This window comes from Sinorhizobium terangae (assembly GCF_029714365.1).
In the GTDB taxonomy this organism is placed as follows: domain Bacteria; phylum Pseudomonadota; class Alphaproteobacteria; order Rhizobiales; family Rhizobiaceae; genus Sinorhizobium; species Sinorhizobium terangae.
In genome coordinates, this window is the sequence record NZ_CP121660.1 from 1,853,477 (window position 1) to 1,868,611 (window position 15,135).

The 15,135-nt window shown below is 63.9% G+C and carries 15 protein-coding genes; 12 read left to right on the forward strand and 3 right to left on the reverse strand.

Annotated elements, in window-relative coordinates; translation table 11 throughout:
* The first annotated feature begins 10 nt into the window (after window positions 1-10).
* From QA637_RS27365 to scpA, 4 genes are all read left to right on the forward strand, one after another.
* Window positions 11-1,543, forward strand: a complete 1,533-nt coding sequence (locus QA637_RS27365; protein WP_153440322.1) for an acyl-CoA carboxylase subunit beta — start codon at window positions 11-13, stop codon at window positions 1,541-1,543.
* Between the two features lie 12 nt (window positions 1,544-1,555).
* Window positions 1,556-1,846 (forward strand): hypothetical protein, encoded by a 291-nt coding sequence (locus tag QA637_RS27370; protein WP_283065903.1) that lies wholly within the window; start codon window positions 1,556-1,558, stop codon window positions 1,844-1,846.
* 30 nt (window positions 1,847-1,876) lie between these two features.
* On the forward strand, window positions 1,877-3,880 hold the full coding sequence (locus QA637_RS27375) for an acetyl-CoA carboxylase biotin carboxylase subunit (protein WP_283065904.1): 2,004 nt from the start codon (window positions 1,877-1,879) through the stop codon (window positions 3,878-3,880).
* Window positions 3,881-4,092: 212 nt separating this feature from the next.
* Window positions 4,093-6,231 (forward strand): methylmalonyl-CoA mutase, encoded by a 2,139-nt coding sequence (gene scpA, locus QA637_RS27380; protein WP_283065906.1) that lies wholly within the window; start codon window positions 4,093-4,095, stop codon window positions 6,229-6,231.
* A gap of 16 nt (window positions 6,232-6,247) precedes the next feature.
* On the opposite strand, the gene QA637_RS27385 is transcribed toward scpA, so the two are convergent.
* Window positions 6,248-6,874 carry a hypothetical protein gene (locus tag QA637_RS27385; RefSeq protein ID WP_283065908.1) on the reverse strand — a complete coding sequence of 209 codons (627 nt, stop codon included), beginning with the start codon at window positions 6,872-6,874 and terminating at the stop codon, window positions 6,248-6,250.
* A gap of 33 nt (window positions 6,875-6,907) precedes the next feature.
* The gene (locus QA637_RS27390; protein ID WP_153440327.1) at window positions 6,908-8,302 is read right to left on the reverse strand and encodes a selenium-binding family protein; all 1,395 of its coding nucleotides are present in this window, start codon (window positions 8,300-8,302) and stop codon (window positions 6,908-6,910) included.
* Between the two features lie 50 nt (window positions 8,303-8,352).
* Here QA637_RS27390 and QA637_RS27395 point away from each other — a divergent pair, with 50 nt between their 5' ends.
* On the forward strand, window positions 8,353-8,790 hold the full coding sequence (locus tag QA637_RS27395) for a DUF1905 domain-containing protein (RefSeq protein ID WP_283065910.1): 438 nt from the start codon (window positions 8,353-8,355) through the stop codon (window positions 8,788-8,790).
* A gap of 193 nt (window positions 8,791-8,983) precedes the next feature.
* Here the strand turns inward: QA637_RS27395 and phnF are convergent, their stop codons facing one another.
* Window positions 8,984-9,721: a phosphonate metabolism transcriptional regulator PhnF gene (phnF, locus tag QA637_RS27400; protein WP_283065912.1), complete on the reverse strand. Its 738-nt coding sequence runs from the start codon at window positions 9,719-9,721 to the stop codon at window positions 8,984-8,986.
* A 138-nt stretch (window positions 9,722-9,859) separates the two neighbouring features.
* Between phnF and phnG the strand changes: the two genes are divergently transcribed.
* The 7 genes from phnG to QA637_RS27435 all read left to right on the forward strand — a co-directional run bounded on the left by phnG (window position 9,860) and on the right by QA637_RS27435 (window position 15,094).
* A complete protein-coding gene (gene phnG / locus QA637_RS27405; protein ID WP_283065914.1) occupies window positions 9,860-10,330 on the forward strand; it encodes a phosphonate C-P lyase system protein PhnG in 471 nt (156 codons plus the stop codon).
* Window positions 10,330-10,938 carry a phosphonate C-P lyase system protein PhnH gene (phnH, locus tag QA637_RS27410; RefSeq protein ID WP_283065916.1) on the forward strand — a complete coding sequence of 203 codons (609 nt, stop codon included), beginning with the start codon at window positions 10,330-10,332 and terminating at the stop codon, window positions 10,936-10,938. Before phnG ends, phnH begins: the two co-directional genes overlap by 1 nt.
* Window positions 10,939-10,940: 2 nt before the next feature.
* Window positions 10,941-12,047, forward strand: coding sequence for a carbon-phosphorus lyase complex subunit (locus tag QA637_RS27415; protein ID WP_153440333.1), 1,107 nt, complete (start codon window positions 10,941-10,943; stop codon window positions 12,045-12,047).
* Window positions 12,044-12,937, forward strand: coding sequence for an alpha-D-ribose 1-methylphosphonate 5-phosphate C-P-lyase PhnJ (locus QA637_RS27420; protein WP_283065918.1), 894 nt, complete (start codon window positions 12,044-12,046; stop codon window positions 12,935-12,937). The genes QA637_RS27415 and QA637_RS27420 overlap by 4 nt, the downstream gene beginning before the upstream one ends.
* The gene (gene phnK, locus QA637_RS27425; protein WP_283065920.1) at window positions 12,934-13,710 is read left to right on the forward strand and encodes a phosphonate C-P lyase system protein PhnK; all 777 of its coding nucleotides are present in this window, start codon (window positions 12,934-12,936) and stop codon (window positions 13,708-13,710) included. The genes QA637_RS27420 and phnK overlap by 4 nt, the downstream gene beginning before the upstream one ends.
* Before the next feature lie 65 nt (window positions 13,711-13,775).
* Window positions 13,776-14,483, forward strand: a complete 708-nt coding sequence (phnL, locus tag QA637_RS27430; RefSeq protein WP_283065922.1) for a phosphonate C-P lyase system protein PhnL — start codon at window positions 13,776-13,778, stop codon at window positions 14,481-14,483.
* The gene (locus tag QA637_RS27435; protein ID WP_283065924.1) at window positions 14,480-15,094 is read left to right on the forward strand and encodes a DapH/DapD/GlmU-related protein; all 615 of its coding nucleotides are present in this window, start codon (window positions 14,480-14,482) and stop codon (window positions 15,092-15,094) included. Before phnL ends, QA637_RS27435 begins: the two co-directional genes overlap by 4 nt.
* The last annotated feature ends 41 nt before the right edge of the window (window positions 15,095-15,135 follow it).

Below are 15,135 nucleotides of genomic sequence, written 5' to 3' on the forward strand. Positions count from 1 at the left end.
GAGGAGACACATGCGCGCCATACTGGAACAGGTGGAGGCCCGCCGCGCACAGGCACGCGCCGGCGGCGGCGAGCGCCGCGTCGACGCGCAGCACGGCAAGGGCAAGCTGACTGCGCGCGAGCGCATCGATGTGCTGCTCGACGAAGATTCCTTCGAAGAATACGACATGTATGTCACGCATCGCTGCGTCGATTTCGGCATGGCCGAGCAGAAGATTGCCGGCGATGGCGTCGTCACCGGCTGGGGCACGATCAACGGCCGCCAGGTCTATGTCTTTTCCCAGGATTTCACCGTGCTCGGCGGCTCGCTCTCCGAGACCCATGCGGAGAAGATCTGCAAGATCATGGACATGGCAGCGAAGAACGGCGCGCCCGTGATCGGCCTCAACGATTCCGGCGGTGCCCGCATCCAGGAGGGCGTGGCCTCGCTCGCCGGTTATGCGGAAGTCTTCCGCCGCAATGCGGAAGTCTCGGGCGTCATTCCGCAGATCTCGGTAATCATGGGGCCGTGTGCCGGTGGCGCGGTCTATTCGCCGGCGATGACCGACTTCATCTTCATGGTGCGCGACAGTTCCTACATGTTCGTGACCGGACCGGATGTGGTGAAGACGGTGACGAACGAGATCGTCACCGCGGAAGAGCTGGGTGGCGCCCGCACCCATACGACGAAATCCTCGGTCGCCGACGGCGCCTATGAGAACGACGTCGAGGCGCTGGAACATGTGCGCCTGCTCTTCGACTTCCTGCCGCTCAACAACCGCGAAAAGCCGCCGGTCCGGCCCTTCCACGACGACCCGGCGCGCGTCGAGATGCGTCTCGACAGCCTGATCCCCGATAGTGCTGCCAAGCCCTACGACATGAAGGAATTGATATTGGCGCTTGCCGACGAAGGCGACTTCTTCGAGCTTCAGGCGAGCTTTGCCCGCAATATTGTCACGGGCTTCATACGCCTCGAGGGTCAGACTGTCGGCGTCGTCGCCAACCAGCCGATGGTGCTCGCCGGCTGCCTCGACATCGATTCCTCCCGCAAGGCCGCCCGCTTCGTCCGCTTCTGCGACGCGTTCTCGATCCCGATCCTGACGCTCGTCGACGTCCCGGGCTTCCTGCCGGGCACGAGCCAGGAATATGGCGGGGTCATCAAGCATGGCGCCAAGCTGCTCTTTGCCTATAGCCAGGCGACGGTACCGATGGTGACCCTTATCACCCGCAAGGCCTATGGCGGTGCCTATGACGTCATGGCTTCGAAACACATCGGCGCCGACGTCAATTATGCCTGGCCGACGGCGGAAATCGCCGTCATGGGCGCCAAGGGTGCGACCGAAATCCTCTACCGCTCCGAGCTCGGCGATCCGGAAAAGATCGCCGCCCGCACGAAGGAATACGAGGAGCGCTTCGCCAATCCCTTCGTCGCCGCCGAACGCGGCTTCATCGACGAGGTGATCATGCCGCACTCGTCGCGCCGCCGCATCGCGCGCGCTTTCGCGTCGCTCCGCAACAAGCAGGTGGAAACACGCTGGCGCAAGCACGACACGATTCCGCTCTAAGCGAGGCACGCCATGAAATCGGAGCCGGGCCCCGTTATGACGCCTGAGGCAGCGCGCAGCGATCACTCGCAGATGCTGCGCTATCTGGCGACGAACGCCCTTTACGGCGTGCTCGTTGGCGCCGCGAGCGCGGGCGCGCTGATCTGGCTGAATATCGGCGCGGTCGGCACCCATATCGCGCGCTCGGCAAACCCGCTGCTTGCGGCGGCCATGGTGGTTGCCCCCTTCGCCTTCCTCTTCGGCGGCGCGGTTGCGGCCTCCTCCATCGCGCTTCTACCCTACCGGCGAAAGTTCAGGCGCTGACGCGACAGAAAGGATTTGAGAGAGAAACGCATGTTCAAGAAAATCCTCATCGCCAATCGTGGTGAAATCGCCTGCCGCGTCATCCGCACCGCCAGGAGGCTCGGCATCGCCACTGTCGCCGTCTATTCCGATGCCGATCGCGATGCCATGCATGTGCGCATGGCGGACGAAGCGGTGCATATCGGCGCCTCGCCCTCCAGCCAGTCCTACATCGTCATCGACAAGATCCTCGACGCGATCCGCAAGACCGGTGCCGATGCCGTGCATCCGGGTTACGGCTTCCTCTCCGAAAACGCCGCCTTTGCCGAAGCGCTGGAGAAAGAAGGCGTCGCCTTCATCGGGCCGCCGGTCGGTGCGATAAAGGCGATGGGCGACAAGATCACCTCGAAGAAGATCGCCGCCGAAGCGGATGTCTCAACCGTTCCCGGCCATATGGGGCTTATCGAGGAAGCCGAGGAAGCCGTGCGGATCGCCTCTGCCATCGGCTATCCGGTGATGATCAAGGCGTCGGCCGGCGGCGGCGGCAAGGGCATGCGCATCGCCTGGAACGACATCGAGGCGCGCGAAGGCTTCCAGTCGTCGAAGAACGAGGCGAAAAGCTCGTTCGGCGACGACCGCATCTTCATCGAAAAATTCGTGACCGATCCCCGCCACATCGAAATCCAGGTGGTTGGCGACAAGCATGGCAACACACTCTATCTCGGCGAGCGCGAATGCTCGATCCAGCGCCGCAACCAGAAGGTCATCGAAGAGGCGCCGTCTCCGTTCCTCGACGACAAGACGCGGCGCGCCATGGGTGAGCAGGCGGTCGCGCTCGCCAAAGCCGTCGGCTACCACTCCGCCGGTACGGTCGAATTCATCGTGGACGGCGAGCGCAACTTCTACTTCCTCGAGATGAATACGCGTCTGCAGGTGGAGCACCCGGTGACCGAACTCATCACCGGGCTCGACCTGGTCGAGCAGATGATCCGCGTCGCCGCCGGCGAAAAGCTCTCCTTCGGCCAGGAGGACGTGAAGCTCAATGGCTGGGCGATCGAAAGCCGGCTCTACGCGGAAGACCCCTACCGCAACTTCCTGCCCTCGATCGGCCGACTAACGCGCTACCGTCCCCCTCAGGAAGGCAGGCAGGACGACGGCACCGTCATTCGCAACGACACCGGCGTCTTCGAGGGCGGCGAGATCTCGATGTATTACGATCCGATGATCGCCAAGCTCTGCACATGGGGGCCGGATCGCGCCACGGCCGTCGAGGCAATGGCGAGCGCACTCGACGAGTTCGAGGTCGAGGGCATCGGGCACAACCTGCCCTTCCTCTCCGCGGTCATGCAGCAGCAGCGTTTCCGCGAAGGGCGTCTCACCACCGCCTACATCGCCGAGGAATTCGCCGAAGGCTTCCAGGGCGTTGTGCCGGACGAGGTGGACGCCCGCAAGCTCGCGGCCGTCGCAGTGACAATCAACCAGGCGCTGCAGGAACGCGCGAGCCAGATCTCGGGCACGATCGGCAACCACCGCCGCGTCGTCGGTCACGACTGGGTAGCAAGCGTCGGCGACCGCGACTTTCGCGTGACCGCCGGCAACTCGGCCGATGGCGCCTTTGTTCGGTTTGCCGACGAGAGAGCCGTTACGGTCGCAACCGATTGGACGCCCGGCCGTACGCTCGCCACCTTCAACATCGACAATCAGCCGATGAGCGTGAAGGTCGATCTCGTCGGCACCGGGATCCGGCTGCGCTGGCGCGGCATCGACGTGATCGCTCGCGTCAGGACCCCGCGCGTTGCCGAGCTCGCGCGGCTGATGCCGAAGAAGCTGCCGCCGGACACGTCGAAGATGCTGCTCTGCCCGATGCCGGGAGTCGTGACCTTGATCGCGGTCAAGGAGGGCGACACGGTCGAGGCCGGACAGGCGGTCGCCGTGGTCGAGGCGATGAAGATGGAAAACATCCTCCGGGCCGAGAAGCGCGCGACGGTCAAACGCGTGGCGATCGTCGCCGGCGCCAGCCTCGCGGTGGACGAGCTGATCATGGAGTTCGAGTGATGGCGGCGGAACTCCCCGAGGGAGCGTTGATACCCCCCTCTGCCCTGCCGGGCATCTCCCCCACAAGGGGGGAGATCGGCAAGACGCAGGCTCCGCACTCCCTCTCTTCGACAACAGTAACCTCGTTGCATAGGGTAGGAGTGGGGCAGGACGGCGCCTCTGCCTGGCAGAGGGGGGCCCCGCAAGCCCATGCGCTTTGAATGGAGCGGCCAATGACCGAGAAGACGATCAAGGACTGGGAAGGCCTCGCGGAACGCGAGCTGAAAGCCTCGCCCGAAAGCCTCACCTGGCACACGCCGGAGGGCATCGACGTCAAGCCGCTCTATACGCGCGACGACCTCGCCGGCATTGGCCACCTCGACGCGCTGCCCGGTTTCGAGCCCTTCGTGCGCGGCCCCCGCGCTACCATGTATGCGGGCAGGCCCTGGACGATCCGGCAATATGCCGGCTTCTCGACGGCGGAAGCCTCGAACGCCTTCTACCGCAGGAACCTCGCCGCCGGCCAGAAGGGTCTGTCGGTCGCCTTCGATCTTGCGACCCACCGCGGCTATGACAGCGACCATCCGCGCGTCGAGGGCGATGTCGGCAAGGCGGGCGTGGCGATCGACTCGGTCGAGGACATGAAGATCCTCTTCGACGGTATTCCGCTCGATCAGATGTCGGTCTCCATGACCATGAACGGCGCGGTGATCCCGATTCTCGCTTCCTTCATCGTCGCCGGCGAGGAGCAGGGCGTTGCGCGTGCCGATCTGTCGGGCACGATCCAGAATGACATCCTGAAGGAGTTCATGGTCCGCAACACCTACATTTACCCGCCGGAACCCTCGATGCGGATCGTCGCAGACATCATCGAATACACGGCGAAGGAGATGCCGAAGTTCAATTCGATCTCGATCTCCGGCTACCATATGCAGGAGGCGGGCGCGACGCTGGTGCAGGAGCTTGCCTTCACCCTTGCCGACGGGCGCGAATATGTGCGGGCGGCGCTCGCCAAGGGCCTCGATGTCGATGACTTCGCCGGCCGCCTCTCCTTCTTCTTCGCAATCGGCATGAACTTCTTCATGGAAGCGGCGAAGCTTCGCGCGGCGCGGCTCCTCTGGACGCGGGTCATGAAGGAGTTCGAGCCGAAGAAGGCGTCCTCGCTGATGCTGAGGACCCACTGTCAGACCTCCGGCGTCTCGCTGGCCGAGCAGGATCCCTACAACAACATCATCCGCACCGCCTTCGAGGCGATGTCGGCGGCGCTCGGCGGCACGCAGTCGCTGCACACCAATTCCTTCGACGAGGCGATCGCACTGCCGACGGACTTTTCTGCCCGCATCGCCCGCAACACGCAACTGATACTGCAGCACGAGACCGGCGTGACGAAGGTCGTCGATCCGCTCGCAGGTTCCTACTACGTCGAGAGCCTGACCAACGAGCTAGCGGAAAAGGCCTGGGCGCTGATCGAGGAGGTGGAAGGGCTCGGCGGCATGACCAAGGCCGTCAATGCCGGCCTGCCGAAGCGGCTGATCGAGGAGGCGGCGACACGCCGCCAAGTGGCGGTCGACCGCGGCGAGGAGGTGATCGTCGGCGTCAACAAATACCGGCTCGAAAACGAGCACCCGATCGACATCCTCCAGATCGACAATGCCGCCGTGCGCACGGCCCAGATCAAGCGGATCGAGGAGACCAAACGCCGCCGCGACTCGCAAAAGGTCAAGGAAACGCTCGAAGCTCTTGCCGAGGTGGCGCGAAGCCGCAAGGGCAATCTGCTTGGCGCCGCGATCGAAGCCGCGCGGGCGCGCGCCACGGTCGGCGAGATCTCTGATGCGATGCGCCAGGCCTTCGGTGACTACACGGCCGTCCCCGAAGTCGTCACCGACATCTACGGCAAGGCCTATGAAAGCGACCCCGAACTCGGCGTGCTCGCCGGGCGGCTCAGCGACGTCACCAAGCGGCTTGGCCACAAGCCGAAGATCATGGTCGCCAAGCTCGGCCAGGACGGGCACGACCGCGGCGCCAAGGTGATCGCTTCGGCCTTCGGCGACATCGGCTTCAATGTGGTCGCCGGGCCGCTGTTCCAGACGCCGGACGAAGCCGCCGACCTGGCGCTTGCCGAAGAGGTTACCGTCGTCGGCGTCTCCTCGCTTGCCGCTGGGCATAAGACGCTGATGCCGCAACTGGCCGAGGCGCTGCAGAAGCGCGGCGGCAAGGATATCATCGTCGTTTGCGGCGGCGTTATTCCGCGACAGGACTATCAATACCTGATGGACAACGGCGTTGCCGCCGTCTTCGGCCCCGGCACACATGTGCTCGACGCCGCACGCGCGGTGCTCGACCTGATCGAGGGCAAACGACGGAACATTTGAGCGGTGGTGCGGGATCTCAAACGACGACGAGGATGACGCCGGTCGCGACCAGCGCCAGCGTCCAGATGAGGTCGAAGTTGATCCACGCGGTACGCAGGACTCCAAGACCGAGCCATTCAACGATGGCGAAGGCTACCGCCGCTGTGACCGCGAGCGTCGCTGCGGTATGGAGTGCGACGGCCGCCACCGAGATCGGCAGGGAACTGCCGAGAGGGATGGTGGTTGATGGGTCCGCGAGGCAGAGGCCCAGCACTGCAGGCATCAGCATCAGCCCCGCGCCATGCCCCGTCGCCATCAGGAAGGACCAGAGGGCGAGCCCGGCCATTCCCGTCCGCATGCCGACCCGGACCCGGTGGCGGTGCCCGTAGAAAGCATAGTAGCCGGCGAGGCCAAGAATGAGCGCGGCTGCGAAAAGCTTGAGGCTCCGCAGGTCGACGACCGTGCCGAAGGCTACAAAAACCGCCAGCACCACCGCGATGGCGGCGGCATGCCCGGCGGCGATCGGCAGAAGCGACAGCCAGACGATCCGAGAGCTTTGTCGATGAAGCCCCAGCGCCACGGCAAAGAGCCAACCCATTGCCGGGTTGATGCCATGGAAGGCACCGAGGCCGGCGAGAGAAAGCCACGGCCAGAGGTCCGTCATTTGCCCCGGTGCGGCCGCACAGCCCCGCACTCCTCAGGGATAGCAATAGGAGTCGGAGGAGCAGTCGCCGCCTTCCAGCCGAACCTGATGGGGACGATGGCCCTTTGGCCAATTGACGAAGAAGTTCTCGTCGAAGGAAATTCCGCCGTTGTCACCGACATCCAGTTTCACCATCCACCCGTCGATACCGTCCGGATAGAATTGCGGGTCGATCGCGCCGTAGAGCGAGTTGGTGAAATAGACGCGCTTGCCGTCGCGGCTGATTTCCACCATCTGCGGCCCGCCATTGAGCGCGCCGTTCGACGCTTTCGGATGTGTCGCGCGGGAAACGATCCCGCCGATCCTGACCCGGCCGGTCTCCTTCGGCGCGAGCGGATCGGAAACGTCGTATTGGATCATATCGCCGGTGCCCCAGCAGGAAACGTAGAGGAACCGGTCGTCCATCGAGAGGTCGATGTCGGTCACGAGCGGTGCGACCGCCTTGAAGCCCTTGAGCACCGGCGGCAGGAGGTCCGGGTCGGCGGGCTCGGCTGGAATCTCGATGACTTTCTTCACGGCCCATTGATTGCCGTCGCGATACCAGGTCCAGATCGAGGCGGAGAGGTCTTTGAGACTGATGACGCAGCCGACGAAGCCATAGGCCTTGGTCGGGTCATGGGCGGGACGCAATTCGAAGACGAGTTGGTGCTCTTCGCCGAGATCGATCTCCTGCACGTGCTTGCGCTTGTTGAGATCCCAGAAATGCAGCCTGCGGCCGTATTTCGAGCCGAGCAGCACCTCCGGGACAAGGCCGTTTTCAAATGTCTCCGGCGTACCCCACTCGCTGGTGATCATCGTGTCGTGACCGAGATGCCACCAGAAATCATAGGCGAGCTTCTGCGGTCCGCGATCCATCTCCCATTGCCCGAGGACGTCGAAGCTGTCGTGGTCGATGAGGAAGATGCCACCAGGGGCGTTGCCGTCTCGGTCGGCGAGCGCGTTCACATAAATGCCCTCCGGTCCGCAATGGATCGTGTGCAGTCGGGAGTAGTTTGCCTTCTCGGCAATTTCCGCCGGATCGATCACGCGGATGATACGCGGATTTTTAGGATCCGGCTTGGTGTCGATGATATGAAGCCGCGACGACCTCAGCCCGGGCACGACCAGATAGCGGCGCTCGACATGCGGGTGCGGCGCATTGGGGCAAAGGCAGGATGAGCAGGCATTCCAACCGAAATGATGCAACTCGTCGCCGACGTTCGGCATATCGACCTGCCCGACGATCTGAGAATAGCTCGCGGAGGTCGGATCGACATCGACCACCGCGATCGCATCCGGTCGCTGTCGATCCGGATCGAAGGCCGCCACATAGGCGATGGTTTCCTTTGGGGCCTTTGCCGCCATGCGCGGTGATGGATAGAAGGAAGGATCGGGTCGCCACGTCGCCATTTCGTTTCTCCCCCAGAGAAGACAATGCGTGGATCCTGATGGAAAGCTTAATGCATGTCGCCCAAAAAGTGTGCAGCGGCTTTGGGAAACGACACGCATCAAAGCAGCTTAGTAGATGCGGCAAAAACGCGTCGGAAATGCGGCATCATCGCCTTATTCGGGCGACGAAGCAGGCGAGGCAACAGATGGAAGCATTCGAGTTCGATGCGGAGCTTTGGCTCTATCCGGGAAGGGGCGGTTGGCACTTTGTCACGCTGCCAAGGGGCGTCGCCTTGCAGATCAAGTTTCTGGCCGAACCAGGAAAGCGCGGTTGCGGCAGCGAAGCGGTGATCGCACGTACGGGCAAAACCGAATGGACAACGTCGATCTTTCCCGACAAGGCCTCCGGCTCATTTCTACTGCCCGTGAAGGCGGACGTTCGGCGGAAGGAGAAGCTGACCGCCGGCCAGACGATCCGGATTGTGTTGATGCAGGATCGTTCCCGATGATCTGGTCGCATCGACTCTCGACGTTGCCCCTCACCCTAACCCTCTTTCGCACGGGGGGAGAGGGGACTTTGGGGGCAGAACGTCGCAGCGAGTCTCCTTCGCCCCGCTTGCGGGGAGAAGGTGGCCGGCAGGCCGGATGAGGGGCGCATACGGGCAGCACCGCCGGCTCAACCCGGAAATCATCCCCTCCGGCCTACGTCTCAATCCTCAGCTTCATCCGGTCGGCGGCAAAGCGTGTGCGTGAATATTCGACCGGCTTGCCATCGAGATCGGCGTTCACCGATAGTGCTTCCATCACGATCGCGCCGGGCGACAGCTTCAACAACGAAAGCTCGCCTGCATCGGCATGCCGCGCGACGAGTTCCGTCGAAACGCGAACATAGTCGTCGAGTCCATGCGCGGCAAAAGCCTTGGTAACGGAGCCGAGACGGGAATATTCCTCGGCCATCCTCGGAAAGCGCTCGGCGGGGTAGTAGCTGACCGAGGTTGAGAGTGGCCGGCCGTCGCCGCTGCTCACCGTCCTGAGTTCTATGAGGAGGGAGCCGGGGGAAACAGCCAGGGCCGCCGCGATCTCGCCGCTTGCCGGCACTTCCGCATGGCCAAGCAGCCGGGTGGCGATCTCCTTCACCTGCCGGCCGAGCCCCTGCGAGAAACGGGTGCGCCGCGAGATCGGATAGCTGACGCGATCCTTGCGCTCGATCATGGTGCCTCGCCCCTGCACGGCGCGGACAAGCCCCTCCTCCGCAAGCGCGGCTAGCGCGCTGCGTACCGTATGTCGGTTGACGCCGAATTCCTGCGCCAGCGCCGTTTCCGGCGGCACCATGCCTGTCGTGTCATAATCGCCGTTGCTGATCGAAAGCCGGATGCGGTCGGCGATCTGCCGCCAGAGCGCCACGCCGGTCTGCCGTTCGACGATTTTCTTCAACGCCATTTCTCTTCGTCCCCGTCTCTCTACCAGTTTCTCCGGCCCAACTTTTCCGTCCAATGTCACAAGCCTGTCATTTGCGGAGGTTAAGGAAAGGTATAAGATGTATGGTTGTCTAGATCAATAGACATTTTGGAGTGAACGATGGACGCAATCCAAGAACAGGCGCTGCCGGAGGCCGCCGCACGACGCCGAGAAGGCATGCGGCTTCTCGCCCGCGCCACGCTCGCAGAATTTTCCGCGGCCTGGGAGGCAATCGCCGACAGGCCGGACGTCGCGCCGGTCCGCGGCCCGGAAACGGGTCTCGTCATGGTGCGGGGCCGGATCGGCGGCGGAGGCGACGCCTTCAATCTCGGCGAGGCAACCGTGTCACGCGCTACTGTCAGGCTCGCCAGCGGCGAGATCGGCCATGGCCAGATGCTCGGCACCGACAAGGACCGCGCCCGCTTTGCCGCGATCTTCGATGCGCTCTTCCAGACCGAAAGGCACCGTCCCGCGGTCGAAGCCCTGCACCGGCTGATCGCCACCCGCATCGATGCCGAAGATCGTCGCAAGGCGGAAGAGACCGCCGCGACCCGCGTCGACTTCTTCACCATGGTCCGGGGGGACGACTGATGGCCGCACAATCGCAAATCTATGCCGGCGCCTTCGCCGACCCGGTGTTTCAGGCGCAGTCCGTATTTCGCACCCTGATGGATGGCTTTGCTCGTCCAGGCACGATCACCAGCCTCGCGGCAACTGCCTCGCCGCCTTTGCCCCTCGGCAAGGCAAGCGGCGCCGTCGCGCTGACGCTCTGTGACCACGATACGCCCGTGTGGCTTTCCTTGGCACTCACAAAGTCCGCCGTGCCGCAATGGATCGCCTTCCACACCGGTGCGCCGGTGACCGAAACGAAGGACGATGCCCGCTTCGCGTTCATCGAGAAGGGCGGCGCCGTGCCGAGTTTCGATCAGTTCGCGCTCGGCACGCAGGAATATCCCGACCGGTCGACGACGCTGGTGATCGAAGTGGAAGCGCTGACCGGAGGCTCGAAGCTCATCGCAAAAGGCCCGGGAATCAAGGACGAAACCATCGTCGCGCCGCAAGGCCTTCCTGATCCCTTCCTCGATTTCTGGACTGACAACAGGGCGATCTTCCCGCGCGGTATCGATCTCATCCTGACGGCGGGCGATGCGGTGCTCTGCCTGCCGCGCACGACCAAACTCTCCGCCAGGGAGGCATAATCATGTATGTAGCCGTCAAGGGCGGGGAAGCCGCCATTGCCAATGCCCATCGCCTGCTCGCCGATCGCCGCCGCGGCGACCGTTCGCTGCCCTCGATCACCATCGAGCAGGTCGTCGAACAGCTCGGACTCGCCGTCGACCGAGTGATGGCCGAGGCCTCGCTTTACGACCGCTCGCTTGCGGCCCTTGCCGTGCGCCAGGCGCGCGGCGACATGATCGAGGCGATCTTCATCCTGCGCGCCTACCGAACGACCCTGCCGCGCTTCGGCTATTCCGAGCCGGTCGACACGGCGAACATGAAGGTCGAGCGCCGCGTCTCGGCAACCTACAAGGACCTGCCGGGCGGCCAGCTCCTTGGCCCCACCTTCGACTACACCCACCGCCTGCTCGATCCTTCGCTGATCGCGGACGAGGCGGTCGCAGAGCCGGCTGTGAAAGAGCCCGGCGAGCATGTCATGCGCGTTTCCGACATTCTCGATGGCGAAGGCCTCATCGAGGGCGACGGCCGGATGCCGGAAGGCCACGTGATGGGCGACCTCACGCGCGAGCCGATGGAATTCCCGATGGCGCGCGACCTTCGCCTGCAGGCGCTCGCCCGCGGCGACGAAGGCTTTCTGCTGGCCCTCGCCTATTCCACCCAGCGCGGCTACGGCCGCACCCACCCCTTCGTCGGCGAGGTGCGGATCGGCGAGGTCGAAGTCGAACTGGACCTGCCGGAACTTGGCTTCGCCGTCTCTCTCGGCGTCATCCGCGTGACCGAATGCCAGATGGTCAACCAGTTCAAGGGCTCGGCCAAGCAGCCGCCACAGTTCACACGCGGCTATGGCCTCGTCTTCGGCCAGGGCGAGCGCAAGGCGATGTCGATGTCGCTCGTCGACCGGGCGCTCCGCACCGACGAGTTCAGCGAGGACATCGTCGCCCCGGCGCAGGACCAGGAATTCGTCATCTCGCATGCGGACAACGTTCAGGCGACCGGCTTCGTCGAGCATCTGAAGCTGCCGCACTACGTCGATTTCCAGGCGGAGCTCGATCTGGTGCGGCGCATGCGCCGGGAATACGAGGCCGCCCGCACAGGCGGCGAGGACGGCATGAAGGAGGCCGCCGAATGAACGACCTTGCCACCTACAATTTCGCCTATCTCGATGAGCAGACGAAGCGGATGATCCGCCGGGCGATCCTGAAGGCGATCGCCATTCCCGGCTACCAGGTGCCGTTTGCCTCGCGCGAAATGCCGATGCCCTATGGCTGGGGCACCGGCGGCGTACAGGTGACCGCCTCGATCCTCGGGCCCGACGACGTGCTCAAGGTCATCGACCAGGGCGCCGACGACACGACCAATGCTGTCTCGATCCGCGCCTTCTTCCAGAAGGTCGCCGATGTCGCCGTCACCACCAAGACGAAGGAGGCGACGATCATCCAGACCCGCCACCGCATTCCCGAGGAGATGCTGAAGGAAGGCCAGACGCTCGTCTATCAGGTGCCGATCCCGGAGCCGTTGCGCTTCCTCGAACCGCGCGAGACCGAGACACGCAAGATGCATGCGCTTGAGGAATATGGGCTCATGCATGTGAAGCTCTACGAGGATATTGCCCGCAACGGCCATATCGCCACAACCTATGCCTATCCGGTCAAGGTCGAGGGGCGTTATGTGATGGATCCCTCGCCGACGCCGAAATTCGACAATCCGAAGATGCACAAATCGGAGGCGCTGCAACTCTTCGGCGCCGGCCGCGAGAAGCGCATCTACGCGGTGCCGCCTTATACCGAGGTCGTCAGCCTCGATTTCGAGGATCATCCCTTCGAGATCCAGAAATTCGACAAACCCTGCGCGCTCTGCGGCGCAGAGAACGTCTATCTCGACGAAGTGGTGCTCGACGACAAGGGCGGGCGCATGTTCGTCTGCTCGGATACCGACCATTGCGAAGACCGGCGCGCACATGGCCATGCCGGACACATGCTCGCCCGCCCAACGCAAGAAAGCCAGGAGGCCGCAGAATGAGCGCCGTTCCGCTTCTCAAAGTCAACGACGTCTCGAAGTTCTACGGCAGCCGCATCGGATGCCGAAACGTCTCGTTCGAGCTCTATCCGGGTGAGGTGCTGGCGATCGTCGGCGAATCCGGTTCCGGCAAGACGACACTTTTGTCGTGCCTCTCGACCCGGTTGATGCCGACTTCCGGCATCGTCGAATACCATATGCGCGACGGCCAGTACCGCGATCTCGCCCGCATGGGAGAGGCCGAGCGGCGCTTCCTGATGCGCACCGACTGGGGCTTCGTGCATCAGAACCCGGCCGATGGCCTCAGGATGACGGTATCTGCCGGCGCCAATGTCGGCGAGCGGCTGATGGCCGTCGGCGACCGTCACTACGGCAACATCCGCGCGACCGCAAAAGACTGGCTCAACCGTGTCGAAATCGATGAGGATCGGATCGACGACCAGCCGCGCGCCTTTTCCGGCGGCATGCGCCAGCGCCTGCAGATCGCCCGCAATCTCGTCACCTCCCCCCGCCTCGTCTTCATGGACGAGCCGACCGGCGGCCTCGACGTGTCGGTGCAGGCCCGCCTGCTCGACCTTGTGCGCGGGCTCGTCCACGACCTCGGGCTTGCCGCGATCATCGTCACCCACGACCTTGCCGTGGCGCGGCTCCTCTCTCACCGGATGATGGTGATGAAGGACGGCGCCGTTATCGAGCAGGGCCTGACGGACCGCGTGCTCGACGATCCCCGCGAGCCCTACACCCAGCTTCTCGTTTCCTCGATTCTGCAGGTCTGACGCATGATCCCGAAAATTGGAATCCGGCTTTCGGAAAAGATCATGCGCAAAGGAAAGTAAAAGTCATGGCTACTCCCCTTGTTGTTTCAGAAGTCGCCAAAAGCTTCACCATGCACTTGCGCGACGGCGTCCGCCTGCCGGTGGTCGCCAATGTCTCCTTCTCGGTGAAGGCCGGCGAATGCGTCGTGCTCGGTGGCCCCTCGGGCGTTGGCAAGAGCTCGATCCTCAAGATGCTCTACGGCAATTACGGTGTCGACGAAGGCCAGATCCTGATGGAGCATGACGGCCGATTGGTGAACCTTGCGACGGCGGAGCCGCGCATGGTGCTCGAGGTGCGGCGCACGACGCTCGGCTATGTCAGCCAATTCCTGCGCGTCGTGCCGCGCGTCTCCGCCCTCGACATCGTCGCCGAGCCGCTGCAAGCGCGGGGCGTTACCGCCACGGAGGCGCGGGAACGGGCAGCGGAACTGCTTGCGAGGCTCAACCTGCCGAAGGAGCTCTGGGCCTTGCCGCCGGCCACCTTCTCCGGCGGCGAGCAGCAGCGCGTCAACATTGCCCGCGGCTTCATCACCGACCACAGGATCCTGCTGCTCGACGAACCGACCGCTTCGCTCGACGCGAAGAACCGCACCGTCGTCGTCGAAATGATCGCCAAGAAGAAGGCGGAAGGTACCGCTCTGATCGGCATCTTCCACGACGAGGAAGTGCGTGACGCGGTCGCCGACCGCATCATCGACGTCTCCGAATTCTCGCCAAGGAAGCAGGCGGCATGAGCGAGAAACTCGGGATCGAACCATTCATCCACCCGACCGCGAGCGTCGTGAATTCGACGCTCGGCCGCTACACGGAGGTCCAGGAGCGCTCGCGTCTCGCCGAGGTCGACTTCGGCGACTATTCCTACATCATGCAGGACGGCTCGATCTGGTGCGCGACGATCGGCAAGTTCGTCAACATCGCTGCGGCTGTGCGCATCAATGCCACCAACCATCCGACCTGGCGCGCGACGCTGCACCATTTCACCTATCGCGCGCCGAACTATTGGGAGGACGCCGACCTGGACCACGATCTCTTCGCCTGGCGGCGGCAGAACCGGGTCACGATCGGCCATGACGTCTGGATCGGCCACGGCGCGACGATCCTGCCGGGGGTTACCGTCGGCAACGGTGCGGTAATCGGTGCCGGCGCCGTTGTATCCAAGGACGTCGCCCCCTATACGATCGTCGGTGGCGTTCCGGCAAAGCTCATCCGCGAGCGGTTTACCGCCGAGGTCGGCCGAGGCATGGATCGGCTCGCCTGGTGGGATTGGGACCACACGCGGCTGCGCCGCGCGCTCGACGATTTCCGCCACCTGAGCGCCGAGGAATTCCTGGTTCGGTACGGTTGACCTCAGCAATTCCCGGAAAAACGTGTTTTCCGTCCGGAATT

Excerpts from the sequence above, each read along its gene's own strand:
- scpA (WP_283065906.1), top strand. The coding sequence starts at position 4,093 with ATGACCGAGAAGACGATCAAGGACTGGGAAGGCCTCGCGGAACGCGAG.
- QA637_RS27435 (WP_283065924.1), top strand. The coding sequence starts at position 14,480 with ATGAGCGAGAAACTCGGGATCGAACCATTCATCCACCCGACCGCGAGC.
- QA637_RS27420 (WP_283065918.1), top strand. The coding sequence starts at position 12,044 with ATGAACGACCTTGCCACCTACAATTTCGCCTATCTCGATGAGCAGACG.
- QA637_RS27385 (WP_283065908.1), bottom strand. The coding sequence starts at position 6,874 with ATGACGGACCTCTGGCCGTGGCTTTCTCTCGCCGGCCTCGGTGCCTTC.
- phnG (WP_283065914.1), top strand. The coding sequence starts at position 9,860 with ATGGACGCAATCCAAGAACAGGCGCTGCCGGAGGCCGCCGCACGACGC.
- phnK (WP_283065920.1), top strand. The coding sequence starts at position 12,934 with ATGAGCGCCGTTCCGCTTCTCAAAGTCAACGACGTCTCGAAGTTCTAC.
- QA637_RS27395 (WP_283065910.1), top strand. The coding sequence starts at position 8,353 with ATGCATGTCGCCCAAAAAGTGTGCAGCGGCTTTGGGAAACGACACGCA.
- phnL (WP_283065922.1), top strand. The coding sequence starts at position 13,776 with ATGGCTACTCCCCTTGTTGTTTCAGAAGTCGCCAAAAGCTTCACCATG.
- phnH (WP_283065916.1), top strand. The coding sequence starts at position 10,330 with ATGGCCGCACAATCGCAAATCTATGCCGGCGCCTTCGCCGACCCGGTG.
- QA637_RS27365 (WP_153440322.1), top strand. The coding sequence starts at position 11 with ATGCGCGCCATACTGGAACAGGTGGAGGCCCGCCGCGCACAGGCACGC.
- phnF (WP_283065912.1), bottom strand. The coding sequence starts at position 9,721 with ATGGCGTTGAAGAAAATCGTCGAACGGCAGACCGGCGTGGCGCTCTGG.
- QA637_RS27415 (WP_153440333.1), top strand. The coding sequence starts at position 10,941 with ATGTATGTAGCCGTCAAGGGCGGGGAAGCCGCCATTGCCAATGCCCAT.
- QA637_RS27370 (WP_283065903.1), top strand. The coding sequence starts at position 1,556 with ATGAAATCGGAGCCGGGCCCCGTTATGACGCCTGAGGCAGCGCGCAGC.
- QA637_RS27375 (WP_283065904.1), top strand. The coding sequence starts at position 1,877 with ATGTTCAAGAAAATCCTCATCGCCAATCGTGGTGAAATCGCCTGCCGC.
- QA637_RS27390 (WP_153440327.1), bottom strand. The coding sequence starts at position 8,302 with ATGGCGACGTGGCGACCCGATCCTTCCTTCTATCCATCACCGCGCATG.